The organism is Chitinophagaceae bacterium (genome assembly GCA_030053935.1).
GTDB lineage: Bacteria > Bacteroidota > Bacteroidia > Cytophagales > JASGCU01 > JASGCU01.
The window spans coordinates 1-13879 of sequence record JASGCU010000063.1; the positions used below are offsets into that span (position 1 = coordinate 1).

The following is a 13879-nucleotide window of genomic DNA, read 5'->3' on the forward strand; positions in this document are numbered from 1 at the left end:
CAGTACATGTCTCGACAAGAGAGAGAGAGAGAGTCATTCTTAACAACAGGAGTTGTATGTATATAATGGGTACCATCATCTTTTGTGTTATAAGTGAAATAATTTTATTTTTATTTTCTGTGAAATAATTTTATTTTTATTTTCTGTAATTTTATAAAAAATATTTTTTTTTTCAAAATACCATCATAATATTTTTTGTTTTTTTTGCAATTTTTTATCAGAATATCTTTTTTTTTGAAAAATAAAACAAAAATTCTCTCAAATAAAAAAATATTGCCAAAGTTATAAAATCTCTTCAAAGCGAATCGAATACAGATTCAAATTCAAAATTTCCTCATATTTTTTAATCCATTTTCAAAAAGGAGACATTATTTGGTAAATAATTAATATCTTTTGCCAAATAATTAGTATCTGCAAGAAAATTCATAAAATCTTGAGTAGTAAAAAGAAAAGGCTCTATCTAACCTATTTGAATACAATTTAAAAAGTAAGAGTTTTCTTGCAGACAGTCAATAATGAATACATTATTTGAGTAGGGATCAAAAATAACTTTTCTTCATTGGAAGATGAGTAAGATACAAGAAGATGCCATATTTGTAAAACATGTTTCTTTTGGTAGTATCGCATAAAAAATATTAAAAAATACAACGAGAAATTCAATTTTTATCGGTAATACATAAAAGATTGAAAAAAAAGTATTTTGTACTTGTGCAAAGTTTTATTACCTTAAACCATACCAAAAAGTGCTTATTTATCATAATTTATTACAAGAAATACTATCAAAAGGTGTAAAAAAAGAAGATAGAACAGGGACAGGTACGCTCTCTATTTTTGGGTATCAAATGCGATTTGATCTATCTGATGGCTTCCCTTTATTGACGACAAAAAGAGTATTCATAAAGCCAATTATCTATGAACTTCTTTGGTTTTTATCAGGTTCTACAAATATACAATACCTTCATTCAAAAAACGTGCATATATGGGATGAATGGGCAGATGAATACGGAGACCTTGGTCCCATTTATGGGTACCAATGGAGGAATTGGATTGATAAAAAAGGTAATACTATAGACCAAATTGATAAAGTAATTCATTCTATACAAACGAACCCACATAGCAGGAGGCATATAGTTTCAGCTTGGAATGTAGGTGATATTGAATACATGAAACTACCCCCTTGTCATATACTTTTTCAGTTCTATGTATCCAATAATAAGCTTAGTTGCTCTCTTTATCAAAGAAGTGCTGATGTATTTATAGGGTTGCCATTTAATATAGCTTCTTACTCACTTCTTACTCAGATGATAGCCCATGTTTGTAATTTAGAATTAGGAGATTTTATAATAAGTTTAGGAGATGCACATATATATTTAAATCATTTACCGCAAGTGAAAGAACAATTGTCAAGGACATTTAAATTCTTACCTACAATGAAAATAAATAAAAATAGAGATACTATACATTCTTTTCAATACGAAGATTTTACTTTAGAAAACTATTACTCACATCCGTTCATAAAAGCAGATATATCAGTATAAACAATGGTATTGTCCCTCCTCAAAAGCAACTTCTCCAAAAATATAATAAGATATTGCATATTTTCTCTTGCCCTCCTCTCCGCACAGGCACAAGCACCTACAAAATCATTCTCTTTCTTTGAAGAAAATGGAAAAAAAGGACTTAAAAACCATGCAGGAGAGATAATAATTCCTGCCCAGTACAACCAACTTGGCTGGACTCGAGCAATAGATACTCCTCTGATTCTCAAAAACACTTTGGGGTATAAATATAATAACTTTTGGGGGATTCTCACACTCTCTCATAAGAAAATAACAGCCCCCATCTACGATGCAATACACCTTCTCCCCAATAAATTGCTTTTAGTTTCTTTCAAATCTCATAATTCCACACTCTCACTCTTTGGAATCATTGATGAACAAAACAATCCCATCGTTCCCATTCAGTATTTTAGCATAGAATTGGTAAATCCCTACAAAAATATATACATTGTCAGCTCTTTTCTCAAAAATCAAGTCCTTTATGGGCTTGTTTCCCATACCAATACCATTGTTCCCATAGAATATAAAAAACTAACTCGCTTCTCAACAAACATTTATAAAGCCACTTCTCATCTTAATACCATAACTCTCTTTTATGAGCAGGGAGATACGGTTTTTCCCCAAGAATATGAAAACATCGTCCCTCTCAATACCCGTATTTTTATAACCAAACAAAGGGGAAGCTACGGGGTTATGGATAAAAATGGAAATACTATCCACAAAAATACCTATAAAAATATAACAAAAATAAACGATACGCTTGTAAAAATAGAACCATATAGCCAATGGTTTCTCATTAATGAAGAAAATAAAGCCATGCAATCTTTTGTAGCAGAAAGAATTGTCCCGATTCATAACACCTTTTACAAAATAACGAAAAACGAAAAGGATAGCATCTTTACCCTTGCACATCTCGCAGGAAGACAAACTCATAATGCTTCTATTCCATTGAATGGGGGTATTTATCCCGATTATAGAGGACAAAAAATATTCCAAAGATTTCAAACCCTCATACAAAAACAGACCTATGAATATATAAAAGGGTATTCAGAAGGGCTTATAGCAATCAAAAAAGATAAAAAATACGGATTTGTAGATACTGCACATAAAATGGTAGTAACTAATCGTTACGAAGATGTAGAACTTTTTTTCGAAGGGCTTGCTGCTGTGAAGATATTAGGAAAATGGGGATTTATAAATACTCAAGAGGACATTATTATTCAGAATATATACCAACAAGTGTCTTCTTTCTCCAACGGCAATGCTATTGTGAAGTTCAAAGAAAAGTATCATCTTATTGATAGACAAGGAAAAAATACCTTAGATTTAGAATTAGATACCCTTTTGCTTCTAAAACCAAATCTCTATCTCCTAAAAAAAAACAAAAAATACGGAATCTACAATACTCTGCATAAAAAAGAAATATACCCTCGCTTTGATGCAATAACAGCTCTCTCACAAAGGTTTTTATTGGTAGAAAACAATAAAAAATATGGGGTTATAAGCACAGCGGGAACAGATATTATTCCTATCCGCTTTGATGCAATAGTACCCGATACCTCCAATAGTATTTTTATATGCAAACAAGTGGGGATGCCGTATTTTAAAACTTTTTCAAAGTTCTAAAACCTTAGCAAGGTGAATGGGAGTTCTATAAATCTTTTCCGTTTCCGATTTTTCTGGATGAACAAAAAAATTAAAAACAAGAAAAAACACAAACAATATTTTATTTTTAGGGATTTATCAGTAGATGTGGGACACATTTTCATCTCTTCTAAAAATCATGATAAGACTGTAAGTTGAGATACATTTAATAACATAAAAAATAAATATAAACTTAATTTGTGAAATATTTTATTTTAAAAGAACACCATATATATTACATTTTAAAAAATGTTACTTTTTAAAAAAATTAAAAAATTATTTATTATCTTAAGATGGGTTCTAAAAATTCAAATTCTAAAAACTGTACCCCTAAAAACCAATTAAAAAAATCAATTTTTAGAACCCCTCTTAAAGATATCATATAGGTGTCAATGGATGTTTTTGGTCTATACATTAAGGATAGTTTGTTGTAAATAAACGAAATCCAATACAAATACATTCCTCCATAACCCTCAAATGGTGGATTTTTTTATTTTTGGTTCTACAATTTTTTATTCCTTCGTTTTTTTGTTTTTCAACAAATACAGATTTCGTAAGTGTATATTTTATAAAGACATAAAAAATCTATAAAATGTTTGAAAAAATGGGAAAATAATAAGAATAACTTTGCATAATTATTATATATTGTCTCTTTTTCTTATATTTGTGTTTTCCAAACGTAAGTGAGCATACTACTATTTTATTAGGAAGATGGGTATTTTTTTATATTTAATTTTAACAGAATAAAGAATGGGAGTTTTAATAATGGTGGGGCAGTTGATTTTAGGATTAACTATTTTAGTAGGGATTCATGAGTTAGGTCATTTGGTAGCGGCGAGAGTATTTGGAATGCGAGTAGAAAAATATTTCATTGGATTTCCACCTAAAGTATGGAGTAAAAAAGTAGGGGAGACAGAGTATGGAATTGGGAGTATACCTTTTGGTGGCTTTGTAAAAATTTCGGGAATGGTAGATGAATCTATGGATACTCAATTTGCATCTCTGCCTCCCGAACCTTGGGAATATAGGTCAAAACCCGCATGGCAGCGACTGATAGTGATAATGGGCGGCATAATAGTCAATATTATATTTGGAATAGCGGTTTTTTGTGTTATGGCTTATATAAACGGTGAAACCTACCTCAGCGTATCAGAAGTCAATAAAAACGGAGGGATACATGCTTTAGAATTGGGAAAAAAAGTAGGGTTTCAAACGGGAGATAAAATACTCACTGTAAATGGAAAAGAAGCACAAAAATTTGATGAGGTAATGAACCTTTCTCTTTTTTTAGAGGAAGGGGTTTATTTTACTGTGGAAAGAAACGGCAGCCCAATAGATATACAGATACCCGATACTTTTTTAGAAGACCTTACAAACAAAAAAGAAATGGGCTTTATAGAACCACGGATTCCTCTTATTATTTCAGAAATAACAAAAGGATCCCCAGCTGACTCCGCAGGACTACAAGCAGGGGACAATATTATTACTATTAATAATACACCTATACGATATTTTGATGAAATAACCCCTATACTTCAGGAAAATACATCTCAAATAATTCAAGTATTGATAAAAAGAAAAGAGCAAGAAATGTTACTCCCTATAAGAGTGAACGAAGAAGGGAGAATAGGATTTACACCTAAAAATACACTTCGTTATGAAGAAATACAATATGGAGCATTCACCAGTGTAGAAAAAGGAACTATGCGAGCATTTAATCTGTTATACTTGCAATCAAAAGGAATGTATAAGCTTATAACAGGACAGATACCCGCCACAAAATCTATATCTGGTCCTATAGGCATGGCAAAGATATTTGGATCAACGTGGGATTGGGAAAGATTTTGGACTGTAACAGGAATACTATCACTTGTATTAGGATTTATGAATTTTCTTCCTATACCAGGGTTAGATGGCGGATACGCTCTTTTTTTAGTGTATGAAATTGTTACAGGAAGAACCGTCTCTTCAAAAGTATTAGAATATTCTATACGAGTGGGTTTTGTTATTTTAATCTCCCTTATGCTTTTTGCTATAGTAAATGACATAATAAATCTTTTCTAGGGCATTGAATAACCGATTATAATGAAAGAAAGAGAGTATGAAACATTTATTTTTCAAATAAAAACCGCTTTATTGGGTGAATTACCAGGCATAGATGCCCAAAAAAAACTATCTCCTTCACCCGATTCGTCAGAAAGATTTCATATAGAAGGCAGAACAGATGCCTCTAAAAGTGCTGTTCTTATCTTATTTTATCCTACTGACAATAAAAATCCTCATTTCCCTCTTATTCAAAAACCAAAAAACTCAAGAGTTCATAGTAATCAAATTGCTTTTCCAGGAGGCAGATACGAAGAACAAGATACCAATCTTTTTAGAACTGCTCTTCGAGAAACCCAAGAAGAAATAGGTATAGATGCCTCCACTGTGCATATTATAGGAAATCTTACCTCTCTTTATATACCTATTAGTAATTTTATTCTTTTCCCAGTAGTGGGTTTTTTGGATTATAGTCCTACTTTTATTCCTGATAATAACGAAGTTGCAAAAATCATCCCTGCACCTGTGGAATGGTTATTACATACAGAAATAAAAACAAAGAACATTCCTCTCTATTCTATACATAATACTCTTGTACCCTGTTATGAAATAGAAAACCATGTAATATGGGGAGCAACCGCAATGGTATTATCAGAATTGTACGATCTTTTGAAACAAAACAAAGGCAAGTATTTACTATAGATGGGTTCTAAAAATTCAAATCCTAAAAACTGTATCCCTTAAAAACCAATAGTTACCAACACTTTTTTTTGGGCAAGAAGTCTATTTTTAGAACGCACCTATATTTATATAAAACATTCAAAAAAAGGAACTACCTGAAAATATAATGAGATATACATATCTACAAAAATGGAAAAAACTACATGTAATTTTTTTCTTTGAAGCTAAAAAATTCGCTATCCGAAAAAATGATATGGTCTACTACTTCTATGTCTAAGAGTTTTGATGCTTCTATTATCTTTTTGGTGATGGTTATATCGTTTTGACTTGGTCTGATACTACCATTGGGGTGGTTGTGGATGAGTATTATTTTAGAGCATTTTTTTTGCGATAATACGTTTTGAAAAAGAATTTTGGTGTCTACTGTTGTTTGTGAGGTTCCTCCGGTGCTGATGCGAACTTTGTTCAAAAATTTGTTATGCGGGTTGAGGAGCATTATCCAAAATTCCTCATGGGCGATGTCCATTAGCTCCGCTTTTATGATTTGATAGGCTTTTTCGGGAGTATCTACGTTCAGAATATTCTCGTTTGTATCGGGCTTTCTTCTCCTTCCCAATTCTATTGCTGCAATGATGGTGACGGCTCTTGCGGTTCCGATTCCGTCTATGGTTGTTAGGTCTTCCAAGGTCAGTTTTGCGAGTTCATTTATGTCATTATTGCATTTTTGTAGAAGTATTTTTGCTATGTCTAAGGCTGTATACTTTTTTGTCCCCGAGCTAATGAGAATGGTTAATAATTCTGCGTCAGAGAGAGCAGCTTTTCCTTTGGCAACCATTTTTTCTCTTGGTTTATCGTCTTCTGCCCAGTTTTTTATAGTTAATTTTGGAATTTCTTTGTTTATGTCTTCCATTTGTAGTAGGGATTGGATGGGGAATTTGAAAAATTATGTCTTTTTAATGTGTGAAAATTTGCAGTTCTTTGCTCAAAAAGAGTAGAGGGAGAATTTCTATACTGAGCAAACAATAGAGGAGTTCCATTTTTGTGAGAATATCTTCGTTTTTTTGTAGGAAATATAGAAAAATGGATTCTGCTACCCCCCATACAAATAGAGCAAGAACGATATTTTTTTTTAGAAAAAACAGAAAAGATGGGGATACATAAAAAAATAGAAAGATGAGAAGAATAACAAATAAGGACATCATAAAATTCATCTTGACGTATTGTGGTAGCAGGAGTTTGATTGTTTTATTGTGAAGCAAAAAACCATTTCCCAAGAATATCGATTGGCGAATAACAAAGAATAGAAAGGTATATTTGCTGTAATTGAGCCAATTAATGAGTATGGTTTCCATTTCATTTTGGTTCTTATCTAATAAACTTATTACTAATAAAAAAAAACCTATGGTGATGCTCAATAGGATCTGTAAGAGTATTATAAACATTGAATTGGAAAGAGCATGAAAGCTTTCTTTTGTGTTTTTTATAGAAAATGAAGCGGGCAAGTCTTCTCTATTTTTTGAAAAGAGGAGCAAGAGGAAAGGAAGCAAAATGATGTATACATATAAGTAATAAGAAAATATGTTTTGGAGGTGGGTGGTTGTTCGTTTTTTTTCTCTTTTCGTGATATTCTCTTGGGAGGTTTTGAAATTTATTTCTTCAAAAGAGGCATTGGTTGAATATATGGTGAGAGGGAAATAAAAGGTACTGAGGTGTACCGTATCTACGAGGGGATTGGGAACGGAAAGAGCGTGTATCAATTTATCATTATGAAAAAAAAAGAAGTTCCCTGCAGGGATGAAAAAGAACATGGATGTGTCTTTTTGAGAGGGGTGCAGTCCCAAAATAATTTTATCCTGTTCCTTGTGGATAAGAGTCAGTTTTTTATTACTACTGAGTATAGTAGAATGCTTTGTTCTCACATCATTACAAGAATTTAAAAGTATGAGTATAAAAAATAAGTATTTGTTGAGAGAATACAACGTGTTCATCATAAGAGATTTGATTTCTATTTGCTTTTGAGAGAGTTTGTTTTTGAGAAATGGGCAATAAAAATGCGTTTTTAGTATATTATAAAAAATAAAATATATTTTGAGTGGAGCGGCATTTTTAAGTAATATACATAAAAACAAATGAATAACTGGAAAGATTTTATAATTTTTGAGAATGAGAATTTTGTTGTGATAAATAAACCACCCTTTATTGCAAGTATCCCTGAGCGGAATAAAAAAGAGGTGAGCATGTTAGAGATAGGTAGAGAGTATTTCCTTGATTTGCAGGCAGCACACAGGATTGACAAGGTAACTTCGGGCATATTGGTGTTTACGAAAAACAATGAATCTTACAAGCATATTGCGGGGCAATTTGAAAGAAGAGAAGTAAAAAAAATATATCATGCGGTGGTAAATGGTATTCATAAGTTTGAAAAAAAGAAGGTAGATATTCCTTTATTAATACATTCTAATGGGTTCGTGCAGATGAGTAAGGAGGGCAAGAGCAGTATTACCATTTTGCAAACGCTCTATGCGTATAAATTTCATACTTTATTGGAATGCGAGCCGATAACGGGAAGATTACATCAAATCAGGATCCATTGCGCTGCATCCGAAGCCCCGATCTGTGGAGATAGCTTGTATGGAGGACAAGACTGTCTGCTATCACAGATAAAAAAAAGATATAAGTCCTCTCCCGATGAGGAGGAGAAACCTCTGATAAGAAGAACCGCTCTGCACGCTTCTAAAATCACTTTCATGGATAGAGATGGGGAAGAAATAAATGTAGAAGCCCCGTATCCCAAAGATTTCAAAGCCCTGATATATCAATTAGAAAAGTATGCGTAGCAGATAATCCAATAAAAAAAAGAAATACAGAGAGAAAAATGTATTTCTTTACAATATCATTATGAAAAAATAAATATTATATCTCATACAATAAATACAAAAAAAATTAACTACTAAAAATAATGCATAAGGATAAAAGAACCATTGAAGAAATAGAAAAAAATATTAGATTATTGGAAGAACAAGTTGTTGCTCTAAAAAAAGAAAATGAAGAAACTCGTAAAAAAAACGACGAATGTTATAAAAGATTACAATCTACTATAGATAATTTAGGGTTTAATATTGGTATGGAAATGGAAGAAATGTTTGCTGATGGGGTAAAAAATAATCCTATTCTCAACGGCATTCATTTTGATTATGTGCATACAAAAATAAAGGTCCTTAATGACATTGGAAACGATGCTACAGAGATAGGTATAGTATTGGTCAATAGACATAGTATAGCACTTGTGGAGACAAAGGATCGTTTTAAAAATGAAATAGTGGACGTAGAAGGGGAAATATTAAAAAAAATAATATTTGCATCATCAAAATAAATAAATAATGAATCTGCGAAAAAGAAATAAAAAACTGTTGCTGGTAATGCTAAAAACCGCTCTTTGGTTGTGCATTTCCGTGCTTCTCCTTTTTGCAAGTATTTCTCTTTTGTTACAAATTCCTTTTGTTCAGAAAAAAATAATAGAGTATGCCAACGAGCGGATATTAGAAAACACCTCTTACTCTTCTTCTATTGGACATGTAGATATAGATTGGTTTGATAAGATACATTGTTTGGATATTCACATAAAAGATACGCAGGATAGTTCGCTCATTTATGTAAAAGACATGTTTCTAAACTTTGATATAATAGATATTATAAAAAATAAAAAAGTGGTTTTGGATAATGTCACCCTCGGAGGAGCAGAAGTTCGTCTTTTATTAGAGAATGAGTATTCCGATGTAAATATATATCATTTTGTGGAGCAGATTATTAGCAAATTTTCTGTGGATACCGAGATAGAGGAGAAAGTTACGGAGGGATATGAGGAAATTCCATTTCTCATAAAAAAAATCAACATACGAGATAGTTATTTTTCTTATCATTCTCTTTCGGATTCCTTGATAACAAAGGGATATGATTATTATCACTTTGGGATTAAGCAGATTAATGGGGATATTTCTCATTTTTCTTTTGGGAAAGATTCTATGGTTATAGATATAGAGAATCTCAGTGCAGTAGATGAAAAAGAAATGCTCCGAGTAGATGATCTAAAAACCCGCTTTGTGTTAGGAGAGCATTTTATGAAATTTGATAATCTTGTTTTACAAACAGAAAAAAGCTTTGTCAGTGATTTTGTTTTCTTTGAATTTGAAAGAGTAGGGAATATGGCGGATTTTGTGGATAGTGTTCGGTTCAGAGGGAACTTTAAAAACAGCGTTGTCCATATAGATGAGTTAAAACTTTTTGCTACAGGGTTGGACAGTGTTTTTGGCAAATATGTTTTCTCAGGGAATGTGTCCGGAAAAGTGGGTGATTTTATAGGCGATATGGATATGTTCTCTTTCGGGAAACAAAGTATTCTTCATGGTAAGTTTGCATTCAAAGGATTACCCGATTATCATACTATGAATATGAATTTACAACTGCTCCCTTCCCACATACTTATAGCAGATATATTTCCTTACTATCCCATACAAACCCCTTATATTACCAAACTTTCTCATTTGAATTTCTCGGGGAATATACAGCTTACCGCAGAAGAACTTTTTGTCCAGAGTGTTTTTAGATCGCCTTTAGGAAGCGGGAATACTTCTTTTACTGTGGATTTTAACAAAACAAAAAGTACTACTTATAAAGGGCGTTTGAGTCTTTTTGATTTTGCCCTCGGTAAATATGTAGGTTTGGATAGTGTTATTCATAATATTACTCTCAAAGAAGATGTGGTATTTGAAGGAAGTGGTTTTGATATAGAAACACTACACCTCAAAACAACAATAGCAGAGGTCTCTTTTTTAGATAAAAAAATGCACAATATAGCGGTTCAAATGGATATACAATCCAATGTTTTTAATGCTATAATAAATGCCTCAGATACCAATATAGTATTGAATCTGAAAGCAGGTTTTGAAAAACAAAAAAAACACCTGCACATAAAAGCAGATATTAAAAAACTCCCCCTTGCCTTTTTGGGAATCCACGATACCAATGGATATATTAAAACACAACTCATTTGGAATACAGATGGTACAAATATTTCTGAAATTACGGGACAAGTAGCATTCCATAACACCTTTTTCACAAGAGAAGAAAAACAATACTCTATAAAAAAAATAGATATCCAAAGTTTCTTCCAAAAAAAGAAAAGACATATGGAAATTGCATCGGATATAGGATATATAAAAGCAGATGGTTCTTTTTCTTTCGATACCCTTATCCATTCTGTGGTAGAAGATATACAGCAATATCAATATGCCATTGCAAATAAACAATGGACTCAATCCCCTTCATTGCTTTCAGTAGATACTCTTTCGGTGCAAGCAGAAATAAAAAATGGAACCCCCCTCTTTCAATTTTTAAAAATCCCTCTGATAATAAATAATAAGAACAAACTCTCCCTCCAGTATAAAAAAAAACACTTTTCTCATATAGATATTTCTTTTGAAGGCGATACTGTGCAATATAAAGATATGCTCTTTGCTAAAAGTAAAATACAATGGAAGAGTACCAAAGAGACAGGTAAGTTTCCGGTCTTATCTCAAATAAAAGCCACTATATGGAATTACTCTCACCAATACTTCCAAACCCACAATAACACGCTTGATATTATATGGAACAATGATAGTATTACTATCAACACGCTTGCAGAAAATGAAACAAACAATAAAATGCGGCTTTTAGGAAGTGTACGCCTGTTTACAGATAGCTCTGTGTTTTCTATTAGATCTCTTGACTCTACTATGATTTTAGGAAATAACATATGGAGCTTTGTTCCCAATAATCAGATTATTTTTTATAAAAATAACATCCTTTTTCAAAAATTTGAAATGCAATCAAGAAACCAAAAGATTTCTATTTTGGGTTACTTGAGAGATAGTATTTCTTACCCCCATGTGTCTGTAAGCAATTTCTCTTTAGAAAATTTTTATACCTTACAACCCTTTCATTCCCTGGTAGAAAATAAAATAAAAGGAATTGTCAATGGGCAAATTTCGTTCTCCAAAAAAGAAAATACCCACCAATTACATATTTCTCACGAAATAAAAAATGCTTTTGTTAATGACTCTCTTTTAGGAGATATACATACAAACTCTTCTATGAGGATAAATTCGGATACCTTGTATAGCAAAATAACACTTCATAAAAAAGGAAAAAATATTATCTCAAGCAATGGGTATACTGTACTATCAGATAGCATTGCTCCCCTTCATTTTACCACACATATCCAAACAATGCCTCTCAAAATAAGTGAACTTTTCTTGGGAGAATACATTTCTGAAGTAGAAGGGACAATAGATGGAAATTTCTCTCTCACTGGTTATTATACAAACCCTATTTTGAATGGAAATGGAGAAATTACCAACGGAAAAGCCCTCATTCAATATACCCAAACACAGTACCAATTTTCCGGTAAATATACCATAGATAACAATAAAATAAAAAGTAATGGTATGAGTATAAGAGATGTTTTCAATAACAGAGGATACCTCAACGGATATGTAGAAATAAAAGAATATAATAATCTTTGGATAGATATTTCCGCAAAAGTAAGTAATTTTCAAGTTCTCAATACCACTCTCAAAGAAAACCCCTTCTATTACGGCACGGTATACGCCACAGGGGACGTACATTTTTTGGGAAATATGGACGAAATGAAACTATCCGCCAATGCAGTTTCCAATCCAAACACAAATGTCCATCTCTCTATGAATAATAATGAAGGAGAAGAAGTAGCATCAGAAAGTTTCATAGAGTTTGTTCTCCCCAAAGAGAAAAAAACAGAAACCAGCATCTCTCAAAAAAAAAAACAAAAAGAAGAAAGCATGAAACTCTCCATAGAATTAGATATGGAAATAAATACAAATGCCCTTTGTGAAATTATTTTTAACAATAGCTCAGGAGATATTATAAAAGGGAAAGGGAATGGCAAACTAAAACTGACGGTGAATCCAAACGAAGAAGTATCTTTGCAGGGAGATTTAGAAGTAGAAGAGGGAACTTACAATTTTACACTTTTTAATATCATCAATAAAGAATTTTCTATTCAAAAAGGAGGAAAAATGAGCTGGACAAATGATATTTATAAAGGCACTATGAACATAAATGCCGTCTATCAACAATACGCATCTATTGCCCCTATCATTACCATAAAGAATACAGACCTCCTAAAAAGTCCCGAACTGACCCGAAAATATCCTACTCTCTTACAACTTAACCTTACAGGACCTATTCTTCAGCCCGAAATGAAATTTGATATTGACATAAAAGATTATCCAAATCAAGTGACCGTTAACACCACCTCGCATCCTATAAGCACAGAAATCCTTGCCTTCAAAGAAACCATCAAAAGAGATGAAGTAGAACTCGGAAAACAAGTGTTTAGTTTATTAGTTCTCAAATCTCTCACCGCCACACAACAAACGTTAGTCAATAACTTCTCTAATCAATATTCTGACGTGGGAAATGCCACAAGTGCCACAATAAGCGAATTTTTTTCTAACCAACTGAACTACTGGGTATCCAATATAAACCCAAATTTAGAAGTAGACGTAGATATTTCCAGCGTAAACGCCGATACCTATAAAAATGCCCAACTTCGATTAGGGTATTCTCTTCTAGACAGGCAACTCAAAATAGTACGAGAAGGATCAATGTATGATAACTCACAACAAAACCCCATAAATACTGCTATTGGAAACTGGATAATAGAATATAAGCCCACTCAAATTGAAAATATGAAAATAAAAATGTATTACAGACAAAATAATTCTGACAATATACTCAATAACTCCAACACGGGAAGGTCAGGATTTGGTATCCAATACATAAAGGACTTCGATATCACCATTCCTAAAAGGAAAAAGTAAGATTAAACTATAAATTATGAATGATTAGTTTTTAATCACCTTTTCCGCCTT

Annotated in this window: 9 protein-coding genes; 7 read left to right on the forward strand and 2 right to left on the reverse strand. The window is 32.2% G+C overall.

From position 1 onward, the window contains the following. The first annotated feature begins 743 nt into the window (after positions 1 to 743). The 4 genes from QM536_07110 (at position 744) to QM536_07125 (ending at position 5948) form a co-directional block, all read left to right on the forward strand. Complete coding sequence (locus tag QM536_07110; GenBank protein MDI9356771.1) at positions 744 to 1538, forward strand: thymidylate synthase; 795 nt, start codon at positions 744 to 746, stop codon at positions 1536 to 1538. Between the two features lie 3 nt (positions 1539 to 1541). Continuing rightward, on the forward strand, positions 1542 to 3185 hold the full coding sequence (locus QM536_07115; protein MDI9356772.1) for a WG repeat-containing protein: 1644 nt from the start codon (positions 1542 to 1544) through the stop codon (positions 3183 to 3185). A gap of 768 nt (positions 3186 to 3953) precedes the next feature. After that, positions 3954 to 5267 carry an RIP metalloprotease RseP gene (gene rseP / locus QM536_07120; protein ID MDI9356773.1) on the forward strand — a complete coding sequence of 438 codons (1314 nt, stop codon included), beginning with the start codon at positions 3954 to 3956 and terminating at the stop codon, positions 5265 to 5267. A 21-nt stretch (positions 5268 to 5288) separates the two neighbouring features. After that, positions 5289 to 5948, forward strand: coding sequence for a CoA pyrophosphatase (locus tag QM536_07125; GenBank protein MDI9356774.1), 660 nt, complete (start codon positions 5289 to 5291; stop codon positions 5946 to 5948). Between the two features lie 178 nt (positions 5949 to 6126). Here the strand turns inward: QM536_07125 and radC are convergent, their stop codons facing one another. Further along, positions 6127 to 6837 carry a DNA repair protein RadC gene (gene radC / locus QM536_07130; protein MDI9356775.1) on the reverse strand — a complete coding sequence of 237 codons (711 nt, stop codon included), beginning with the start codon at positions 6835 to 6837 and terminating at the stop codon, positions 6127 to 6129. A 43-nt stretch (positions 6838 to 6880) separates the two neighbouring features. Next, the gene (locus QM536_07135; GenBank protein ID MDI9356776.1) at positions 6881 to 7915 is read right to left on the reverse strand and encodes a hypothetical protein; all 1035 of its coding nucleotides are present in this window, start codon (positions 7913 to 7915) and stop codon (positions 6881 to 6883) included. 141 nt (positions 7916 to 8056) lie between these two features. Here QM536_07135 and QM536_07140 point away from each other — a divergent pair, with 141 nt between their 5' ends. From QM536_07140 to QM536_07150, 3 genes are all read left to right on the forward strand, one after another. After that, on the forward strand, positions 8057 to 8764 hold the full coding sequence (locus QM536_07140) for an RluA family pseudouridine synthase (protein ID MDI9356777.1): 708 nt from the start codon (positions 8057 to 8059) through the stop codon (positions 8762 to 8764). 122 nt (positions 8765 to 8886) lie between these two features. Continuing rightward, positions 8887 to 9300, forward strand: a complete 414-nt coding sequence (locus tag QM536_07145; protein ID MDI9356778.1) for a hypothetical protein — start codon at positions 8887 to 8889, stop codon at positions 9298 to 9300. A 7-nt stretch (positions 9301 to 9307) separates the two neighbouring features. Further along, the gene (locus QM536_07150; protein ID MDI9356779.1) at positions 9308 to 13828 is read left to right on the forward strand and encodes a translocation/assembly module TamB domain-containing protein; all 4521 of its coding nucleotides are present in this window, start codon (positions 9308 to 9310) and stop codon (positions 13826 to 13828) included. The last annotated feature ends 51 nt before the right edge of the window (positions 13829 to 13879 follow it).

Coding starts and splice junctions, on each gene's coding strand:
- QM536_07115 (MDI9356772.1), top strand. CDS start 1,542: ATGGTATTGTCCCTCCTCAAAAGCAACTTCTCCAAAAATATAATAAGA.
- rseP (MDI9356773.1), top strand. CDS start 3,954: ATGGGAGTTTTAATAATGGTGGGGCAGTTGATTTTAGGATTAACTATT.
- QM536_07125 (MDI9356774.1), top strand. CDS start 5,289: ATGAAAGAAAGAGAGTATGAAACATTTATTTTTCAAATAAAAACCGCT.
- radC (MDI9356775.1), bottom strand. CDS start 6,837: ATGGAAGACATAAACAAAGAAATTCCAAAATTAACTATAAAAAACTGG.
- QM536_07135 (MDI9356776.1), bottom strand. CDS start 7,915: ATGAACACGTTGTATTCTCTCAACAAATACTTATTTTTTATACTCATA.
- QM536_07140 (MDI9356777.1), top strand. CDS start 8,057: ATGAATAACTGGAAAGATTTTATAATTTTTGAGAATGAGAATTTTGTT.
- QM536_07145 (MDI9356778.1), top strand. CDS start 8,887: ATGCATAAGGATAAAAGAACCATTGAAGAAATAGAAAAAAATATTAGA.
- QM536_07150 (MDI9356779.1), top strand. CDS start 9,308: ATGAATCTGCGAAAAAGAAATAAAAAACTGTTGCTGGTAATGCTAAAA.